19 protein-coding genes are annotated in these 17,573 nt (G+C 70.2%); 3 read left to right on the forward strand and 16 right to left on the reverse strand.

Going from position 1 to position 17,573, the window contains the following annotated elements; translation table 11 throughout:
- Positions 1–76: 76 nt before the first annotated feature.
- Both ACQHIV_RS36570 and ACQHIV_RS36575 read left to right on the forward strand, forming a co-directional pair.
- Entirely contained in the window at positions 77–1,006 is a 930-nt protein-coding gene (locus ACQHIV_RS36570) for a GNAT family N-acetyltransferase (protein WP_427888898.1), read from the forward strand.
- 74 nt (positions 1,007–1,080) lie between these two features.
- On the forward strand, positions 1,081–1,536 hold the full coding sequence (locus tag ACQHIV_RS36575; RefSeq protein ID WP_427888899.1) for a hypothetical protein: 456 nt from the start codon (positions 1,081–1,083) through the stop codon (positions 1,534–1,536).
- Here the strand turns inward: ACQHIV_RS36575 and ACQHIV_RS36580 are convergent.
- The 12 genes from ACQHIV_RS36580 to ACQHIV_RS36635 form a co-directional block, all read right to left on the reverse strand.
- Positions 1,533–2,021, reverse strand: coding sequence for an FHA domain-containing protein (locus ACQHIV_RS36580; RefSeq protein WP_427888900.1), 489 nt, complete (start codon positions 2,019–2,021; stop codon positions 1,533–1,535). The genes ACQHIV_RS36575 and ACQHIV_RS36580 overlap by 4 nt on opposite strands.
- A gap of 218 nt (positions 2,022–2,239) precedes the next feature.
- Complete coding sequence (locus ACQHIV_RS36585) at positions 2,240–3,517, reverse strand: VWA domain-containing protein (protein WP_427888901.1); 1,278 nt, start codon at positions 3,515–3,517, stop codon at positions 2,240–2,242.
- 14 nt (positions 3,518–3,531) lie between these two features.
- The gene (locus ACQHIV_RS36590; RefSeq protein WP_427888902.1) at positions 3,532–4,608 is read right to left on the reverse strand and encodes a protein phosphatase 2C domain-containing protein; all 1,077 of its coding nucleotides are present in this window, start codon (positions 4,606–4,608) and stop codon (positions 3,532–3,534) included.
- Positions 4,593–6,932: a tetratricopeptide repeat protein gene (locus tag ACQHIV_RS36595; RefSeq protein ID WP_427888903.1), complete on the reverse strand. Its 2,340-nt coding sequence runs from the start codon at positions 6,930–6,932 to the stop codon at positions 4,593–4,595. The genes ACQHIV_RS36590 and ACQHIV_RS36595 overlap by 16 nt, the downstream gene beginning before the upstream one ends.
- Entirely contained in the window at positions 6,929–8,044 is a 1,116-nt protein-coding gene (locus ACQHIV_RS36600) for a hypothetical protein (RefSeq protein ID WP_427888904.1), read from the reverse strand. The genes ACQHIV_RS36595 and ACQHIV_RS36600 overlap by 4 nt, the downstream gene beginning before the upstream one ends.
- Positions 8,041–9,039, reverse strand: a complete 999-nt coding sequence (locus ACQHIV_RS36605) for a glutamate ABC transporter substrate-binding protein (RefSeq protein WP_427888905.1) — start codon at positions 9,037–9,039, stop codon at positions 8,041–8,043. The genes ACQHIV_RS36600 and ACQHIV_RS36605 overlap by 4 nt, the downstream gene beginning before the upstream one ends.
- Complete coding sequence (locus ACQHIV_RS36610; protein ID WP_427888906.1) at positions 9,036–10,364, reverse strand: hypothetical protein; 1,329 nt, start codon at positions 10,362–10,364, stop codon at positions 9,036–9,038. The genes ACQHIV_RS36605 and ACQHIV_RS36610 overlap by 4 nt, the downstream gene beginning before the upstream one ends.
- On the reverse strand, positions 10,361–11,689 hold the full coding sequence (locus tag ACQHIV_RS36615) for an AAA family ATPase (RefSeq protein ID WP_427888907.1): 1,329 nt from the start codon (positions 11,687–11,689) through the stop codon (positions 10,361–10,363). Before ACQHIV_RS36615 ends, ACQHIV_RS36610 begins: the two co-directional genes overlap by 4 nt.
- Positions 11,686–12,264 carry a hypothetical protein gene (locus ACQHIV_RS36620; protein WP_380198105.1) on the reverse strand — a complete coding sequence of 193 codons (579 nt, stop codon included), beginning with the start codon at positions 12,262–12,264 and terminating at the stop codon, positions 11,686–11,688. The genes ACQHIV_RS36615 and ACQHIV_RS36620 overlap by 4 nt, the downstream gene beginning before the upstream one ends.
- 24 nt (positions 12,265–12,288) lie before the next feature.
- Positions 12,289–13,542: a toxic anion resistance protein gene (locus tag ACQHIV_RS36625; RefSeq protein WP_427888908.1), complete on the reverse strand. Its 1,254-nt coding sequence runs from the start codon at positions 13,540–13,542 to the stop codon at positions 12,289–12,291.
- A gap of 97 nt (positions 13,543–13,639) precedes the next feature.
- The gene (locus tag ACQHIV_RS36630) at positions 13,640–14,095 is read right to left on the reverse strand and encodes a dihydrofolate reductase (RefSeq protein WP_427888909.1); all 456 of its coding nucleotides are present in this window, start codon (positions 14,093–14,095) and stop codon (positions 13,640–13,642) included.
- Positions 14,092–14,883 (reverse strand): thymidylate synthase, encoded by a 792-nt coding sequence (locus ACQHIV_RS36635; RefSeq protein WP_427888910.1) that lies wholly within the window; start codon positions 14,881–14,883, stop codon positions 14,092–14,094. Before ACQHIV_RS36635 ends, ACQHIV_RS36630 begins: the two co-directional genes overlap by 4 nt.
- 33 nt (positions 14,884–14,916) lie before the next feature.
- Between ACQHIV_RS36635 and ACQHIV_RS36640 the strand changes: the two genes are divergently transcribed.
- Entirely contained in the window at positions 14,917–15,585 is a 669-nt protein-coding gene (locus tag ACQHIV_RS36640) for an aminoacyl-tRNA hydrolase (protein ID WP_427888911.1), read from the forward strand.
- Here ACQHIV_RS36640 and ACQHIV_RS36645 read toward each other — a convergent pair.
- From ACQHIV_RS36645 to ACQHIV_RS36660, 4 genes are read right to left on the reverse strand one after another with little or no spacing between them, the layout of a single operon-like run.
- The gene (locus ACQHIV_RS36645; RefSeq protein ID WP_427888912.1) at positions 15,570–16,154 is read right to left on the reverse strand and encodes a dihydrofolate reductase family protein; all 585 of its coding nucleotides are present in this window, start codon (positions 16,152–16,154) and stop codon (positions 15,570–15,572) included. The genes ACQHIV_RS36640 and ACQHIV_RS36645 overlap by 16 nt on opposite strands.
- A 2-nt stretch (positions 16,155–16,156) precedes the next feature.
- Entirely contained in the window at positions 16,157–16,756 is a 600-nt protein-coding gene (locus ACQHIV_RS36650; protein WP_427888913.1) for a dihydrofolate reductase family protein, read from the reverse strand.
- 2 nt (positions 16,757–16,758) lie between these two features.
- Positions 16,759–17,229, reverse strand: a complete 471-nt coding sequence (locus ACQHIV_RS36655; RefSeq protein ID WP_427888914.1) for an SRPBCC domain-containing protein — start codon at positions 17,227–17,229, stop codon at positions 16,759–16,761.
- A complete protein-coding gene (locus ACQHIV_RS36660) occupies positions 17,226–17,555 on the reverse strand; it encodes an ArsR/SmtB family transcription factor (protein ID WP_427888915.1) in 330 nt (109 codons plus the stop codon). Before ACQHIV_RS36660 ends, ACQHIV_RS36655 begins: the two co-directional genes overlap by 4 nt.
- Between the last annotated feature and the right edge of the window lie 18 nt (positions 17,556–17,573).

Raw genomic sequence — 17,573 nt, forward strand, 5'->3', positions numbered from 1 at the left:
CTGACTTGTTTCCCGGCGCGTCCTGACCGCTCGCACAGCTCGCACTGAGCGGAGCGCGCCTCCTGCTGGAGGATTCGTGAACATCCGCACCACCGTCGAGGCCGACCTCGGCACCATCCTTGCTCTGATCGAGCAGAAGTCCGTGAACACCGTCACCACCGAGCGGTACCGCGAGTACGTTGCCGCCGGCTACTACAAGCACGACTGGACCTGGGTCGCCGAGGAGAACGGCGCGATCCGGGCGCTGGCGATCTGGTGGGGCGTCCCGGACGAGCAGCACCCGTACAGCATCGACGGCCTGTACTACGACGGCGCCGGCGACCCGGTCCCGGTCTGGACCGAGCTGCTGAAGCACGCGGTCGCGTCCCGCCCGGACGGCCAGGAACCGCCGGAGTACCACTTCTTCCTGGACAGCGACTGGGAGGACAATCCGGACGTGGTCGCGGCGCTCGAGCCGCGGTCCCAGGCGGCGGCCGCGGTCGGGATGACCAGCGTCACCGACCGGCTGCGGTACGAGTGGAAGCCGGCGTACGGGCTGCCGCCGCGGTCGACCCGGCTGCGGTTCGAGCCGGCCGGCGACGAGGCGTTCGTCGACGTGTTCATGCGGGTCAGCCAGGGCAGCCTGGACGCCGCGACCGCGCGGGAGATCGCCCGGCTGGGCGTCGAACAGGCGGCCCGCGAGGAGCTCGCGATGTACAAGTCGATGCCGGGCGACCGCGACCTGTGGCGGGTCGCCTACGACGGCGACGAGCTGGTCGGGTTCGCGATGCCGTCGGCGAACGCGGGCGGGCCGGTCGTCGGGTACCTGGGCGTCGTACCGGAGCACCGCGGGCGCGGGCTGAGCGACGACCTGCTGGCCGAGATCACCCACCTGCTCGCGGAGACCGGCGCCGAGCAGATCCGCGCCGACACGGACTTCGGGAACGTGCCGATGGCGAACAGTTTCGAGCGCCTCGGGTACCGGAAGTTCGCCGTCCGCCGAGTGCTGTCGTTCCCGGACAACTGACCGGCCCGAGCTAGAGACGTGCCGGGCGGAGATCCCTATGCTCCCTGACATGTCAGGAGGGTTGGGGAGCCGCGATGCGTGACATCGCGTTGATCCTGCATGTCTTCGCCGGTGTCGTGGCCGTCCCGTTCGGCCCGGCGGCGATCGCACTCACGTTGCGTCGCCGCGGGCTGAACTGGGCGAGCGAGGTCTACCACTGGGCGATCGCGCTGGTCTGCCTGACCGCGCTGGTGATGGTGCCGTACGACTGGGGCCGGCTCTGGTACTTCTGGCCGATCACGGTCGCGTCGTACCTGTTCGTGTACTTCGGCCAACGCGCGGCCGAGGCGCCCGGCGGACTCTGGTACCGCGGGGTGCTGCGTGGGTACGGCGGCGGCTGGATCGCGCTGTGGACGGCGATCGCGATCGTGGGGCTGCCGGAGCGCCCGTGGGCGTGGGTGATCCCGATCGTGGCCGGATCGGCGCTGATCGAGTGGCTGTGCGTACACCCGGCGAAGGGCTGGACCCGGGAGGTCCAGCCCGACGCCTAGGCCTGTCCGGCGAGCTCCTCCGGGGTGGCCTTGCGGACGACGAGACGGGTCCAGGCGCCGACGTAGATCCGGTCGTCCGGGTTCAGCTCCTGGCGCTGGCCGGGGACGATCGGCGTTTCCGGGAGTGGGCCGGCGGCAGAGGCGACATACGTGCCGTTGGAGGACTGCAGGTCTTCCACCCACCAGCGCTGGCCGTCGGTGGTCAGCTGGGCCTGGCGGCGGCTGACACCGGTGTCGTCGCCGCAGTCGACCTCGGGGGAGATGCCGCGGCTCCGGGACGGCCGGCCGATCAGCAGGCTCTTCTCTACCAGCGGGATGACAGCGGGCAGGCCTGGTGACGGGCAGGGGTCGTCGCTTTGCTGTACGGCGTACCAGTCCGGGTCGACCCACCGCTCGACGACCCACTCGGCCGTCGCTGCCGGAGCGGGAGGCGTCGTGGGCGCCGGGGCGGCCGGCAGGTCGAGGGAGGAGGCCGGACGCGGCATGGTGCCGGTGGTGAAGTCGTAGCCGCAGTTCTCACAGAACAGGGCGTCCGCCGACGCGGGCTCCGAACAGCTGGGACAGCTCTGACCAGCTGGTGCTGGTGCCGGCGCTTCCGGAGCAGCAGGTGTCGACGCTGCGGCCTCCGGTGCGGCCATGGGCAGGCCGCAGACGTCGCAGTAGTCGGTGGAGGTGCTGGGGTGTCCGCTGGGACAGTTCACGGTCATTTGCGTACCCGGGTCGTCTTGGTGGAGGCCGTGTCGAGGGCCATCTCGTCGGCTTTCTCGACGGTGCGCTTGAGCCGCACCGTACCCGTTTCCTGGTCGTCGATGTCGACAACCTTCCGCAACCGGGTGGTCGCCTCCTCGTTGCCGGTCGCGGCGGCGAGCTGGACCGCGCGGCCGAGCTTGGTGGTCGCGGTCGCCGTGTCGCCGGCCGCCTTCGCGGCCAGGCCGTCCTGGATCGCCTGCGCCAGCTCGGTCTGCCCGGTGTAGTGCGCGACCTCCGGGCTGATCCGTGTGGTGAGCGCGTCGTCCGCTGACCACAGCGCCTTCACCAGGCCCTGCGCGACCGTCTGGTCACCCAGCACGAGCTGTACGCGCGCCGCGAGCTGCTCCTGCCCGACCGCCTTCGCGGCCAGCCGGATCGCCACGTGGTAGTCCCGGGACTCGTCGCCCCACGACCCGGTCGGGTACGACCCGGTCAGCGGGTTGACCGCCGTACGCCGCGCCGTCAGGTCGTCGACCGTCGGCGCGACCTGGCGGACGAAAAGCACCTCTGCACCCTGCGGCGCCCACACCCGCAGGTCGGCCTGCGCGACACCGCGGCTCATCGCGTTCTGGATGATCTTCGCGAACTCGGCGGCCAGCTGGTCCGGCGCCGGGATGATGTCGACGGTGCCGAGCAGCGCCTGCGAGATCCGCCGTACCTCGTCCACCTGCCACGCGACGCCGACGCCGCGGGCGTCGCACTGGAACTGGCCGGTGACCGACTCGATCGCCTGGGTCAGCGCTTCCGGCGTCTCGTGCTGGTTCTCGCCGTCGGTCAGCAGCAGGGCGTGCTTCTGCGACAGCGACGGCACGGTCGCGAACACCCGCGATGCCAGCCGCAGCCAGGTCCCCATCGCCGTACCGCCGTCGGCGTAGAAGCGGGACACCGCGTCCTTGGCGGCCTGCCGGGTGTACGGGTCCATCCGGACCATCACCGGCTCCGCGGACGGCGGGAACGCCAGCTGCGCGCGGTCGTTGCCGGAGATCACCGCGAACCAGACCCCGTCGAGGATCTGGTCGAGCGCGGTCTGCGCGGCGTACGCCGCCGCCTGGACGCCGTCGCGGCCCATCGAGCCGGAGGTGTCGACGATGATGATCTCGCCCGCGTCGCCGCTCCCGGACTGCCCGGCGGCACCGGCCCCGGCGCAGGTCACGGTGACGATCGCATGGACGTCGGTCCCGCCGTCCGGCAGGAACTCGTTCTGGTAGACGGTGGCGGTGAAGTCGGCCATCTCGGGTTCCTCCCTCAAACGCGCGCGAGCGCGACGGTGATGTTGTCCTGGCCGCCCTGGGCGTTGGCCCAGTCGACCAGGGCGGACGCGGTGGCCTTCGGCTCGCCGTTGTGGTCCGCAGCTGTCTGACGTACGAGGTCGGCCAGCGGTGCCGCCTCGGAGCAGTAGTTCCACAGGCCGTCCGAGCAGACCAGCAGCCAGCCGGCACCCTCGATCTCCAGGGTCGTGGTGCGCGGCGTGTGGTCCGGGGCGTCCTTGCCGAGCCACCGGGTGATCGCGTGCGCGTGCGGTCCGGACTCGGCCTCCTCGCGGGAGATGCCGCTGGCGATCAGCTCGGCCGCCCACGAGTCGTCGGTGGTCAGCGAGACCGGCTCGGCACCGTCCGGGAACCAGTACGCCCGGCTGTCACCGACGTTGCCGGCAACCAGCAGCCCGTCCTCGATGACCGCGGCCACGAACGTGCAGGACGCCGGGTTCGGGCTGTCGGGACTGGTGCTGTCGAGTACGGCGTCACTCGCCGCGTCGGCCGCCGCCTTGAGCCGGGCCCCGATCGCCGAGGCCCGTGAGGTCTCGGTACCGATCCCGTGCGCGTGGTCGGCGACCAGTACCTCGAGCGCCGCCCGGGCCGCCGCCAGCGAGGCGACGTCGGAGTCGAGCGAGGAGCTGACGCCGTCGCAGACCACAAGCAGCGCGCGGCTGCCCGGTTCGGCGTCCGCGCCCAGCGCCATCGCGTCCTCGTTCCGGCTGTGCCGGATGCCGCGGTCGCAGACGCCGGCCACCCACGGGGCGGGCTGCTCGGCGAAGTGGTCCCGCGGCTTCGCGGCCTTGGTCCCGCAGGTCTCGCAGTACCCGTCGGCGCCGACCGTGCCGCCGCAGGACGCGCACGGCCCGACCGGACCGCCCTCCAGGCTGCCGACCGCGGTGATCTCCACGGTCGGCTCGGTGTCGGTGTCCAGGGCCGGCGTGCCCGGGGCCGGCGTACCCGGCTTGAGCTCGGCGCCGCAGGCCTCGCAGAACAGGTCGGCCTGGGCCACCGGTCCGCCGCAGCTGGGGCAGGCCGTGTCGGTCGTACTCGTCATCGCAGCGTCCATCCTCGAACCTCGTTGGCCTGGTCGACCAGGGCGATCCGTTCCGTCCGGGTCTGTGCCTGGCCGGCCAGCAGCCGGTAGGTGGCCTCGAGCCCGTCCCGTAGGGACGCCTCGGTGGCTACCCGCCCGTCGATCCGCAGGGCTTCCTGCGGACCGGTCTGCTGGACCTCGGTCAGCGCGGTCCGGAACACGTTCGCGGCCAGGTTGGCCCGGTCCGCCGGGTCGATGGTCAGCGTCGCGATGCTGTCCATCGCCTCGGCGAGCGCGGGAAGGCCACGCCCCGATCCTGCCAGGAGTCCGGCTCGCTGGCGACGAGCACGCACGTACTCGCCGCTGGTCCGCGGCACCAGGTCGACTGCGGTGAGGGCTCCGTCGAGGTCGTTGCGCTGGGTCCTGATGTTGGCCAGACCGAACGCGGACGGTGCGATGTAGTTGGCGTCGGTCCGGGCGCACGACAGGTAGAGGCCCTCGGCAACGTTGAATTCGCCGCTGTGTTCACAGGCGATGGCCAGCGCGAGTTTCGGCGCCAGCTCGCCCGGGACCTGGCCGTACACGGCGTTGAACGCGGACTGCGCGCCCTTGAAGTCACCACGCGCCATGGCGACCAGGCCGGACATCCAGACCGCGCGCCACTCCCAAGGGTCCGCCGTGAGCAGGTCGTTCACCGCGGTGTCGACCATGTCGTACCGCTCCGGCCCGACCTCCAGCGCGGCTTGGGCCACCTCCAGCAGTGTCTGCGCCGACTGCTCGGGCGCGTCGACCAGCAACTCCAGCCGCTTGGCCGGATCCGGCACGCTGACGGTCTTGAGCCAACCGGCCATCTTGTCGCCCTCATCCGGCGCCAGCGACGGCAGCTGCTGCCACGGCGCTGCCGCGTCGCCCAGCCCGGCAGCCTTGTCGCCAGGAGACCCGAAGAGCAGCGAGGACGCCGAGTGCTGGGCCGCCTTCACGCCCTGCTTCTCCGCAACGACCTCACGCAGTACGCCGAGCAGCTGCACGCGGAACTCGTCCGCCGACTGGAAACGGTCCGCCGGGGACGGCGCGCACGCCTTCGCCAGCAGCCGGTACACCGAGTCGTACTCCTGGAACAGCGGGACCTCGTCGACCGGCGGCAGCGACGCGACGTACCGGCTCTGGTACCCGCGGAACTCCATCGCGAGCACGCACAGCGTCCGGCCGAGCGTGTAGATGTCGGACGCGACCGACGGGCCGACCTCGGCCACCTCGGGCGCCTGGAAACCGACCGTTCCGTAGATCGCCGAGTCCAGGTCGTCGATCCGCCGGACACCGCCGAGGTCGATCAGCTTCACCGCGTCGCCGACCTGGATGATGTTGTCCGGCTTGAAGTCGCAGTACACCAGGCCCAGGTCGTGCAGGTACGAGAACGCCGGCAGGATCTCCAGCATGTACGCGATCGCCTGGTCGATCGGGAGCGCGTTGTACTGGCCGTTGTTCGCGGCCATCCGCTCCTTGAGCAGGGTCTTCAGCGACGTGCCGCCGACGTACTCCATCACGATGTAACCGGCGCCGTCGTGGGTGACGAAGTTGTAGATCTCGACGATCAGCGGGTGCTCGACGCGGGCCAGGAACTGCTGCTCGGCGATCGCCGCGGCCACCGCGTCCGGGTCCTCGGAGTTCAGCAGGCCCTTCAGGACGACCCAGCGGTTCGACACGTTCTGGTCCTGGGCCAGGTAGATCCAGCCGAACCCGCCGTGCGCGAGGCAGCCGCGGACCAGGTACTGCCCGCCGACCAGGTCGCCGTCCTGCAGCTTGGGCGCGAACGAGAACCGGCTGCGGCACTTCGGGCAGAAGCCTTCGGTCCGGCCCGGCTGCCCGTTGCGGGACCGGCCGACCTCGTTGCCGCAGCTCGGGCAGTTCCGCCGGTCCTCCGGGACCATCGGGTTCGCCAGGATCGCCTTGCTCGCGTCGATCGCCGGGATCGACGGGACGCTCGTCAGGCCGGCGCCGAGGCGGGCGCCGCGCAGCCGGGTGGACGACGTACCGAGTTTGCGGGTCAGTTTCGAACCGGCCTGCGCGGCGCGGGCCGAGCCGAGCGGCGTGGACGCCAGCCGGTTGGACGCGCGGGAGACGGTCGACACCGAGCTGATCGGGTCCGGGTCCGGTACGGCGGTACCGGCGCCGGGCGCGGGGGATCCGCAGACGTCGCAGTAGCCGTCCGCGTACGTGCCTGTGCAGCCTGGTTGGGTGCACTTGCCGGTCGCGGGTGCCGCGGCGGCCGGGGTGCTTGTGGCGGCGGGGGAGCCGCAGACGTCGCAGTACCCGTCCACGATCGAGCCGGTACAGCCCGGCTGGGTGCAGGTCGTCATTTCGTTCCCTCCAGGTAGGCCTGGTAGGCCGCTACCAACGCACCGAGCCGCTGTGTGTCCACCGGCTCGGTGTCGAGCACGGCACGGCCGCGCCGGTACAGCTCGGCGAGATCTTCGTTGCCCGCGGCAACACTTGCCGCCTTCACCTGATAGGCGTCCAGCAGTTGGCTCAGCTCGTCCCGGCGCCCCAGGGCAGCGCCGTACGCCGCCTGCGCCTGCCCGAGGGCCCGCCGTACCGCGTCCAGCCGGGTCAGGTACCGCGCGAGCTCGGCCGGCGTGTTCGGCACCGGGCCGAGCGCGGTCACATCCGGTACGGCGAGCCGCGGGGCCGGGGTGACCGCCGCGACCGCCTTGTCCGCGAGCGCGCGGACCGCCGTACCCTGCGCTTCGAGCTCACCGCGCACCGTGCGCGCCCGGGCCACGTCGGCGGCCCGCTCCTTGCGGGTGGCGGCGCCGACGATCAGGTCCCGCTCGGTCTTCGCGGTGTCGAGCTCCAGCGGGCCGATCATGCCGCCGATGTCCGCGCCGCGTTTGTTGCGGTCGGCAAGATCCGTGAGCCGGCGGTCGAGATCGTGGTGCTTGGCGAGCGCCTCGTTGCGGACGTTCGCCGGCTCCTGTCTGACCAGGTCGTTGATCCGCTCCACCTGCGCCCGCAGCTCGCGCAGCCGCGCGGCCAGGTCGGCGTCGGCGGGGTCGAGCGCCAGCTTCGCCCGCAGGCTCGAGGCGAGCGCGTCCGACAGTTTGCATGCCTCAGGCAACGAAACCGCGAGCGAACCGCCTGCCGCGCCGGCGTCCAGCCCACCCCAGATCAGCGACGAGATCCGCTCGATCTCCTGCTGCCCGACGCGACCCGAGTCCCAGGTCACCAGGATCAGCTCGTACCGGTCCGAAACCGCCTTCCACACCGTCATGCTGAGCACGACGTCCGCGCTCAGCGCATCACCGTCCGGCGAATGCAGCGCGGCCTGATCCAACTCGTCCAGCTCCGCCTTCCGCCGATCCCGCCACTCCCCGAGCGCCCCGAGAAAGCCGAGCAACTCCGCCGCCGGAACACTGCTCCCCATCTTCCCCGGCGGCGCGGGCGCCGACACCGTCGGCGTACGAACCGTCATTGGCCCGGACCTGGGATGCGGCCGTAGATCGCGACCGGCGGCACCGGCGCCTTCCCCAGCGCGGCCGCGAACCACTTGTTGTACGAGGTTTTCCACGCGCCGCTGTCCTTCATCTGCTGCAGGACGACGTTCACGAACTTCACGAAGTCGGAGTGCGTCAGCGAGATGCCCAGCCCGTACGGCTCGTCACTGAACCGCTGCGGCAGCACCTTCGCATACGGATCCTGGGCGACGTCGCCGGCCAGCACCGTGTCGTCACCACTGATCCCCTGGGCCTTGCCCTGCTGGAACATCACCAGGCAGCCGGTGTCCGTGTCGGCGGTGACCGCCTTGACCGCCGGGTTCTCCTTCTTCAGGTTGTCGTAGCTGGTGGAACCGGCCGGTGCGCAGATCGTCTGGCCGGACAGGTCCTTCGTGCTCTTCGCGGTCGAGTCGCTCTGCACCAGGGTCTTCTGGCCGGAGCGGTAGTACTCGGCGGAGAACGCGATGTCGTTCCAGCGGTCGCAGTTGATCGTCATGTTCCTCGCGACGATGTCGACCGGGTTCTTGGTGTCGCGCAGCGACGGGATTCGTGCCGGGCTGGAGATCACCCGCAGCTCGACCCGGTTCGGGTTCGTGTCCGCGTCCGGGAAGATGGCCTTGGCCACCGCCTGGATCATGTCGATGTCGAAGCCCTGGATCTTCCCGCTGATCGGGTCCCGGTAGCCCAGGTTGTAACTGTCCGCGGACACGCCCGCGATCAGCCGGCCGCGCTGCTGGATCTTCGCCATGAACGAGTCGGCCGGCATCACCCCACCCGGTGCTGGGGTGGAGGCGTCCGGTGCGTACGACGCCAGCGGGTTCTTGCCGTCCGGGCAGGCCCGGCCCGCGGCGACCGCGGCCGGGGTGGTCGGCGTGGTTTCCGGCGCCGGGATCTGGGTGGCCGCGTAGGTGCCGGAGCTGCAGGCGGTGAGGAGGAGGGTGGCTGCGGCGGCGAGTGGGATCAGTTTCTTCATCGGTACTCCTCCAGACGCTGCGACATGCCCCAGGCGACGAGCAGTGCGGCCGCGATGCCGATCGGTACGCCGAGCCAGCCGATGGGTGGGAGGCCGTTGCGGGCGTCCTTCAGTTTGGTCTGCACCGCCGTACTGGTCTTGGTCAGCTGGTCGTTCGACGAGGTGTCGAACGCGGTGAAGGTGTCGACCGAGTTGTTGGTCTTGTCCTTGCCGACCGCCATCGCGACGGCGCCGTCCCAGTTGCCCTTGCTGGCGTCCGCGTCGCGCACCTGCTTGTGGACGTTCTTGTAACTGGTCCAGGCGTTCTGCAGCCCGGTGCCGTTGCTGCCGAGCTTGCCGAGCTGGTTGTCGACCTCCGCCGCCGCGGCGTTGTACGCCTTGTCGAAGTCGTCGCCGGAGCCGCGGGCGATCAGGGTCAGGCTTTCGTTGGAGCGGGCGTCGTACGCGGCGATCCGGGCGCGGGACAGGGCCAGCGTCCGTTCGTACTCCGAGTTCCTCGTGTCCTTCGCGGAGCTGGAGGCGCCGGCCAGCGCGATGCCGCCGACCGCGGTGGTGAGCAGGACGAGCGCGGCGCCGGCGGCGATCGGGACGTTCAGGTAGCGGTGCGTACGGCGGGCCAGCCAGCGGAGCGTGACGCCGAGGACCACCAGCGCGATCAGGCCGCCGACGACGACCCAGATCGTGCCGTAGCTGATCCCGTCGAACTCGGTGTCGACGCGTTTCTCGTTCGCCTCCACGAGCGCCTTCACCAGCGGCAGCGAGTCGTCCTGGAGGACAGAGTTCGCGTCCTTCAGGTACTGCGAACCGATCGGCAGGCCCTGGCGGTTGTTGGCGCGGGCCTGCTCGATCAGGCCTTCGTACGTGATCAGGGTCTTGTTCAGCTCGCCGAGTACGTCGCGGTCGGCGGGCTGGGCGGTCGCGGCCTCGGCGATCAGCCCCGCGGCCGCGGCCAGCGAGTCGACGAAGTGCTGGCGCTGGGCCGGCGGCTCGAGACCGCCGACCAGGAAGGCGTTGGTGGCGTCGGCGTTCGCGCTGACCAGGTTGGTGTGGATCGCCTGGATCCGGACCAGTTGGGCAGCGTTCGCCTGCGCGCGGCCGAGCGCGCCGTCGGACTGGCTGAAGCCCTGCGCGGCGGCGAGCCCGAACACCACGCTCATCGCCGCGGCCAGCAGGAGGAACGCGCGCATCCGGCCCGGCGTACCGTCGAACCACTTCGCCACCGCCCCACGCCTACTCGGGGCCGAGGCCGCCGGCGCCTGCTGCGGCACCCCACCCACCGTCCCGGGCGCCCAGGTCGCGGGCGGCGCACTCTGCGTCTGTGTCACGCCTGTTCTCCTCGCTCGTTCCGGTCCTCGTCAGGCACCTCGGTGAGGTCTGTGGCGAGGATCTGACGCAGTTCGTCCTTGGTCGGTGCCGTGGTGTCGCGGAGGCGCCAGGCCTGGCGGCCGATCGCGGCCTCCAGTACGTTGCGCGCGAACCGCCCGTTCCCGAACGAGCTGTCCCGCGCCGTACCCGCGAGAATCCCCTGGAACTCCTCGACCGCCGCCGGCACCAGCTCGTAGTCCGCCGCGTCGGCGAGCCCGGTGAGGATGTCCGTCAGCTCCTCGTCGCTGTAGTTCTCGAACTCGATGGTGGTCCGGAACCTGCTCGCCAGCCCCGGGTTCGCGGCGATGAACGCCTGCATCGGCTCCGGATACCCGGCGACGATCACGACCAGGTCGTCGCGCCGGTCCTCCATCTCCTTCACCAGCGTGTCGACGGCTTCCCGCCCGTACTGGTCGGCGCCGTTGTCACCGGCCGTCAGGCTGTACGCCTCGTCGATGAAGAGCACGCCACCGGCCGCGGACTCGACGACCTCGGCGGTCTTCGTCGCGGTCTGCCCGAGGTACCCGGCGACCAGCTCCGACCGGTCCACCTCGACCAGCTGCCCCTTGGACAGCAGCCCGAGCGCCTTGTAGATCCCACTCACCAGCCGCGCCACGGTCGTCTTCCCGGTCCCCGGATTCCCCACGAACACCAGGTGCCGGGTGATCGTCGCGTTCTTCAACCCAGCCTCGGCCCGCAACTTCTCCACCCGCAACACCGCAACCTGCCGATGCACTTCCTGCTTGACCCGACCCAACCCGGTCAGCCCATCAAGCTCCCCCAACAACTCCTCCACCGACTTCTCGGGTTCAGGAGCGGGTTCTTCTTCGACTGGCTCAGGTTGTGGAGGCGTGCTGGGTTGAGCGCCTACCTGCACTTGGCGTGCTCCGGCGGCTTGTAGTTGGGCGGCGGCTGCTACTGAGGCGTTTCCTACTACCCGCATCGTGGGCTCGCCGAGGGTGCAGGCGGCGGAGGCGATCTCTGCGAGGGCTTCGGCGTACGCCGCCTTCTCCGGCGACCCGCTCGCGATCAGCTCGGTGAGTACGGCGGTCGGCGCGCCCCGCCAACGGCGGCCGCGGACGGCCGCGTCGAAGAAGTCCTGTGTTGTTCCGCCCGGGACAGCTTTGCCCCAGTCCGCGGCCGCGCCGGGTGCCGACTCGGCCAGTGCGGCCGCGAGCGCGAGCGCCTCCCCGCGGGCGGCCGATTCCGCGACGCCCGCGCGAGCGGCGACTGCGAGCAGTTCGGACAACGCCTGCTGCAAGGAGCTTCCCCCCGTGCCGCTCATGACCCTCCTCGTCCTGGTGGTGGCGAAAGTGGTCCCGCTCCGGGATCCGGCGGCGGGGTCGACGTGGTCGGGCCGAGGGCCAAGCCTCCGCCGGTGGAGCCGGTGCCGAACTTCTCCTGCAGGAACCTGCCGTGCGTGATCAACGCCGCCGCGTCGGCCCGGTTCACCGCGTCGAACACCTTGTCCATCGTCGCCGCCAAGAGGTCCAACTGGTCGATCAGCAGCATCAGCGACGTCTTGCCACGATCCACCGGCCGCGTGTCCGCCCACTGCCGCGGCAACCGCAGATACCCGCCGATGGCATCCGGCAGGTAGTCCGTGCAGGTCGCCATCACGGAGTACGCCTGCGCACTCCCGCCGAGGTTCCCGAGCCGCGGGATCGTCTCCCGTACGACGCGAACCACCCGCCCGACCCGCGACGCCACGACCGCCGGTACGGCGCCCCCGGCCACCAGCTGCTCGACCCTGACAAGCGCCGCCAACAGGTCGTCCGTGGTCGGCGGCGCGTCCACCGGGGCAGGCTCGGGCTCCTCTTTGCGACCGGTCAGCCGCGCAAAGAAGTCACCGAGCGCCATACGTCCCCCGTCCCCAGGCGTCGATCAGCGACCGAGGTTGAGGTCGAGGCTGCCGTGCACGACCTGCTGGTTCTGCTGCGCGACCCGGTCCAGGTACGAACGCGACTTGGTCACCTCGTTCTCCAGCGTGCCGATCGTCGCGGCCATGTTGTCCAGCGCCTCGCCCTTGAACGTGTCGATCGCGTCCATGGTCGCGTAGATGTTCGCGAACGCGGCCTGCAGTTGCGGCAGCCCGATGGTCGCGGACGCGGCCTGCTGCTGGATCGCCACCGAGTTGTCCTTGAGCATCTGCGAGGTGCGCTCGATCATCCCGCTGGTGGTGCTGTTCAGCGCGGTGATCTGGTCGAGGACGAGCTTCTGGTTGCCGAGCGCCTGCGCGACGATGACCGCCGTACGCAACGCCGACACCGTGGTGGTGGACGCCCGGTCGACGCCCTTGATCAGCTCGATGTTGTTCTTGATCACGATGTCGATGGCCAGGTAGTTCTGGATCGACACGGCCAGCTGGGTGAGCAGGTCCTGGTGCTTCTGCCGGACGTAGAACAGCACGTCCTCGCGGAACGCCTTCGCCTTCTCCGGGTTCGTCGCGTCGAGTTCCGCGATCGCCGCGGACAGTCGCGCGTCGAGGCGCTCGGCGACGTACACGTACTGGTTCAGCCGGGTCATCGCGTCCCAGAGCTGCTGCTTCTCCAGGTTCAGCGCGGCGTTGTCCTTGCCGAGCTCGTCCTGGCCGTTGCGCAGGCTGTGCAGGATGCCTTCGAGGTGACTCTGCGCGCTCTGGTACTTGCGGAAGTAGTCCTCGATCTTGTCGCCGAACGGGATCATCCCGAGCAGCTTCTTCGGCCCGCTGGCTTCCTTCGGATCCAGGTCCTCGACGGTACGGCGCAGTTCGAGCAGCGTCTTGCCGACCGTCGAGCCCTCCGACAGGCCACCGCTCTGCAGCGCCCGCACCGGCGACTGCAGCAGCCGGTTCGAACTCTCGGCGGCGGACCGGATGTCGACGTCGCCCATGCTGCGCACGTCACTCGCCTTGGTGGCGAACTCCGGCGACCGCGGCTCGGCCGCCATCAACCCGGTCAGGAACGCGTCCACCTTGCTGTCCAGCCCCGGCAACGCGGCCGGGTCGACAGCCGGCGCCATACTCGGCGCGGCGGTCTCGGCCACCGGCTGTGACGGCGGCGGTGCGGTCAGTATCAGTCCCGGCGCGGTGGCCGTCGGCGGCTGCAACGGCGCCGCGGCAGCAGGCTGAGCGGCAGCGGTGTTGTCGGCTTCAGTCATCGTGTTCCCCTCCGGAAGACGCCCCTGGTACTCCCGTGACGCGCGCCCAATCTAGTCGGTTCCAGGTCCCCGCGGTGGGCCTGTTGCCTACTCGTTGTTAGCTGCGGCGATAACTAACGAAGGAGAACCCCTCGTGGGGCTCACGGGCCGTCTCGGTCCAGTCGTCGCCGGTGACCTCTGGAAACGTGACGTCGCCGGTGGGGGACTGGTCGACCTCGGTGAGTTCGAGGGTGTCGGCGTACGGGAGGGCCTGGCGGTAGATGTCGCCGCCGCCGGCGACGTACAGGGAGCCGTCGTACTTGAAGGCGTCCTCGAGGGTGTGGACGACCTCGACGCCGGCCGCGGACCAGTCGGGTTGGCGGGTGACGACGATCGTACGGCGGCCCGGGAGCGGGCGGCCGATCGAGTCGTAGGTCTTGCGGCCCATGATCAGCGTGTGACCGAGCGTCAGCGCCTTGAAGTGCTGCAGATCCGCGCGGATCCGCCACGGCAGGTCGTTGTCCCGCCCGATCACGCCGTTCCGGCCGACCGCGGCGATCAGGATGATCGTCATACCGCGATGGGCGCCTTGATCCCCGGGTGCGGGTCGTAACCGACCAGCTCCACGTCGGCGATCTCGTAGCCGTCGATCGAGTCGCGCTTCGCGAGCTGCAGGGTCGGCAGCGGTCGCGGCTCGCGGGTGAGCTGCAGGCGGGCCTGGTCCAGGTGGTTCAGGTACAGGTGCGCGTCGCCGAGCGTGTGCACGAAGTCGCCGGCCTCGAGCCCGGTCTGCTGCGCGACCATGTGGGTGAGCAGCGCGTACGACGCGATGTTGAACGGCACGCCCAGGAAGATGTCGGCGGACCGCTGGTACAGCTGGCAGGACAGCCGCCCGTCCGCGACGTAGAACTGGAACATCGTGTGACACGGCGGCAGCGCCATGTCGTCGACGTCCGCGACGTTCCAGGCGCTGACGATGTGCCGCCGGGAGTCCGGGTTCTGCTTGATCGTGTCGATCAGCTTCGCGATCTGGTCCACGTGCCGGCCGTCCGGCGTCGGCCAGGACCGCCACTGGTACCCGTACACCGGCCCGAGCTCGCCGTCGGCGTCGGCCCACTCGTCCCAGATCGAGATGTTGTTCTCGTGCAGCCACTTGATGTTCGTCGAGCCGCTGAGGAACCAGATCAGCTCCCCGATCACCGACCGCAGATGCAGCTTCTTGGTCGTCACCGCGGGGAAACCCTGGGAGAGGTCGTACCGCGCCTGGTACCCGAACACACTGAGCGTGCCCGTCCCCGTGCGGTCGCCCTTCTCAGCCCCGTTGTCCAGCACATGCCTCAGAAGATCCAGGTACTGCTGCATGAGGCCAACCTACAGCCCTGGCAGACTCTCGGCGTGGAACAGGTGCTGACGCTTGTCGTGCGCGTCGAGAAGAATGCGCGGCCGTCGCAGACCGACGCGCTGGAGACGGCGGCGCGGGCGGTGCTGGCGATCCTGGCCGACGAGCGCTCGTACGGCGAGGGGGAGTGGGCGGACGCGATGACCGCCTGGCAGGACCACCGCATCCGCAAGATCGCCAAACGCGCCCGCGGAATCGAGTGGCGCCGAGCCGAGGCTCTCCCGGGAATCACCGTCACTGGTCATGGGACTGGAGGTGAGGCACCGGCCGAGGTGCGGGTGTTTCCGCCGTCAGGGGTGGAGGACGTGCCGGTGGAGTTGTTCAAGTTGCAGGTGAGCGGGACGGACTTCGAGGACACCGCGGAGCTTCCGGCGGTGGCGGCCGGCGTACCTGTGCTGTGGATCAACCCGGCACTGGAGATGTCCAGCGGCAAGGCGATGGCGCAGTGTGGTCACGCGGCGCAGTTGGCCTGGTGGGCGCTTCCGGACAGCGCCCGCAAGGAATGGCAGGCCGCCGACTTCACCCTCGCCGTCCGGACAGCCACCCCCGCCCAGTGGACCGACCTGCTGGCCACCAACCTCCCGGTGGTCCAGGACGCCGGCTTCACCGAGATCGCCCCCGGCTCGAAAACCGTGATCGCCGACCACCCTCAGCTCACGCGGTAGTGCAGGTGGGTGACGCGGTCGCCCTCGACGACCCGGGGGTTGTCGAGGAGGACTTCCGGCCCGACGTAGTCGCCGAAGAACCTCTTGCCGGTGCCCAGGAGGGCTGGGACCACGCTGTAGGCGATCTCGTCGACGAGGCCGGCCGCGATCGCCTGGCCGGTGAGGTTGCCGCCGGTGATGCTGACGTCGCGGTCACCGGCGTACGCCCGCGCCTGCGCGACGGCTTCCTCGATGCCGTTGACGAACGTGTACGGCGCGTCGGGGAACGGCCAGTCCGTGGGCGCCCGGTGCGTGACGACGAACACGTGCTCGCTCGCGGGTGGTACGCCGTTCCACCCGTTGGTCAGGTCGAAGAGTCGGCGGCCGACGATCGAGGCGGCGAAGTTCGGCCAGGTCGACCGCATGTACTCCGCGCTCGCCGGGCTGACGTGGAACGCGCGGTCCGGGTCCGTCCCGTAGATCTCGACCGGGCCGTTGTTGTACCAGTCGAACAACGGCCCGACCCGGTCCTCGAGATCGGCGACGAATCCATCCAGCGACACCACCGCGGTCGCGACAACGTTGCCCATGGCTACTTCACCACCCGGTACGTCAGGTGCTGCGCCGACGGCGTCGACACAGCCTCGATCAGCTCCACCCCGAACCCGGCGGACGGCCCCGCCGGCCACAACGGCGTACCGCCTCCCAGTACGACGGACGCGACGTGCAACCGCAGTACGTCGGCGAGCCCTTCGGCAAGCACCGCGTGGCAGATCTGGCCGCCGCCCATCACGTACACGTCCTTGCCGCCGGCAACTTCCTGTGCCTGGGCGACCGCCGCACCGGGACTGCCGGCGAAGTGGAATCGATCGCCGAGCCGGGTCTGCGCGGGCGGGTTGTGCGTGACGACGAAGATCGGCGGGTTGACCTCGCCCGTCGGTTTCGCGCCGTACCCCATCTCGTCGCTCCACCCGTCCGGCGCGTCGATCACGTCGAAGAGGTTGCGACCCTGGACGACCGCTCCGGTCGCGTTGAAGGCCGAATCGAGGACGGCGCGGTCCGCGTCCGTACCGTTGAAGACCCAGTCGTGCACCGCCATGCCGCCGTCACCGAGCCCGTTGCCGGGGCCGGCGTTCGGCCCGGTGACGTACCCGTCCAGCGACACCGAGATGTCGACGATCACCTGGCTCATGATCAGCCCGCCTTCGCCAGCAGCTCGGCGAGCCGGTCCATCGAGTCGTTGATGCCGTCCGACATGCCGTACTCGATCGACTGGTCGCGGGCCTCGACCGACGGGAACACCGACCGCTGGTGCAGCCGGACGCCCTTCTCGGTCGGCTCGAGCGTCATCTTCTCGATGCAGACCTCGCCGGGAGCGCCTTCCCATTCGAAGGTCTGGATGACCAGCTTGTCCGGTTCCACGGTGTGGAAGACGCCGCGGAAGGCGTACTCGCCGTTCGCGTCGCGGTGGATGTAGCGGTACTTGCCGCCGGCCCGTACGTCGTACTCCTCGACCGTCGCGTCGAGGTCGCGCGGCCCGAGCCACTGGGCGATCAGGTCGCGGTCGGTCATCACCCGGAACAGCTGCGCCGGGGTGGCCTCGAACTCCCGGGTGACCTCCACGAACGGGGTACCCGCGGGGGTGTTGATGGTGGTGCCGGTCATGACTGGTTCTCCTTGAGTAGTGCTTCCATCCGGCGGAAGCGGCGTTCGGTCTCGAGCCGGTACTCGTCGATCCAGCTCGTCAGTGCCTCGAGGGCGGCCGGCACCAGGTGGCACGGGCGGCGCTGGCCGTCCCGGGTCCGGGTGATCAGCCCGGCGGCCTCGAGCACCTGGATGTGCCGCGACACCGCCTGCTTGGTGATCGGGAACGGTTCGGCCAGCTCGTTCACCGTCGCCGGGCCGCGGGACAGCCGCGCGATCATCGCCCGCCGGACCGGGTCGGCCAGTGCCGCGAAGGACCGGTCGAGCTGATCATCGTCAACCGCCATCTTTATCAACCACTCCCT

The organism is Kribbella polygonati (genome assembly GCF_050320105.1).
Lineage (GTDB): Bacteria > Actinomycetota > Actinomycetes > Propionibacteriales > Kribbellaceae > Kribbella.

Coding starts and splice junctions, on each gene's coding strand:
- ACQHIV_RS36615 (WP_427888907.1), bottom strand. CDS start 11,689: ATGAGCGGCACGGGGGGAAGCTCCTTGCAGCAGGCGTTGTCCGAACTG.
- ACQHIV_RS36590 (WP_427888902.1), bottom strand. CDS start 4,608: ATGGACGCTGCGATGACGAGTACGACCGACACGGCCTGCCCCAGCTGC.
- ACQHIV_RS36660 (WP_427888915.1), bottom strand. CDS start 17,555: ATGGCGGTTGACGATGATCAGCTCGACCGGTCCTTCGCGGCACTGGCC.
- ACQHIV_RS36585 (WP_427888901.1), bottom strand. CDS start 3,517: ATGGCCGACTTCACCGCCACCGTCTACCAGAACGAGTTCCTGCCGGAC.
- ACQHIV_RS36635 (WP_427888910.1), bottom strand. CDS start 14,883: ATGCAGCAGTACCTGGATCTTCTGAGGCATGTGCTGGACAACGGGGCT.
- ACQHIV_RS36600 (WP_427888904.1), bottom strand. CDS start 8,044: ATGACGGTTCGTACGCCGACGGTGTCGGCGCCCGCGCCGCCGGGGAAG.
- ACQHIV_RS36625 (WP_427888908.1), bottom strand. CDS start 13,542: ATGACTGAAGCCGACAACACCGCTGCCGCTCAGCCTGCTGCCGCGGCG.
- ACQHIV_RS36645 (WP_427888912.1), bottom strand. CDS start 16,154: ATGGGCAACGTTGTCGCGACCGCGGTGGTGTCGCTGGATGGATTCGTC.
- ACQHIV_RS36655 (WP_427888914.1), bottom strand. CDS start 17,229: ATGACCGGCACCACCATCAACACCCCCGCGGGTACCCCGTTCGTGGAG.
- ACQHIV_RS36595 (WP_427888903.1), bottom strand. CDS start 6,932: ATGACGACCTGCACCCAGCCGGGCTGTACCGGCTCGATCGTGGACGGG.
- ACQHIV_RS36650 (WP_427888913.1), bottom strand. CDS start 16,756: ATGAGCCAGGTGATCGTCGACATCTCGGTGTCGCTGGACGGGTACGTC.
- ACQHIV_RS36620 (WP_380198105.1), bottom strand. CDS start 12,264: ATGGCGCTCGGTGACTTCTTTGCGCGGCTGACCGGTCGCAAAGAGGAG.
- ACQHIV_RS36575 (WP_427888899.1), top strand. CDS start 1,081: ATGCGTGACATCGCGTTGATCCTGCATGTCTTCGCCGGTGTCGTGGCC.
- ACQHIV_RS36630 (WP_427888909.1), bottom strand. CDS start 14,095: ATGACGATCATCCTGATCGCCGCGGTCGGCCGGAACGGCGTGATCGGG.
- ACQHIV_RS36580 (WP_427888900.1), bottom strand. CDS start 2,021: ATGCCGCGTCCGGCCTCCTCCCTCGACCTGCCGGCCGCCCCGGCGCCC.
- ACQHIV_RS36605 (WP_427888905.1), bottom strand. CDS start 9,039: ATGAAGAAACTGATCCCACTCGCCGCCGCAGCCACCCTCCTCCTCACC.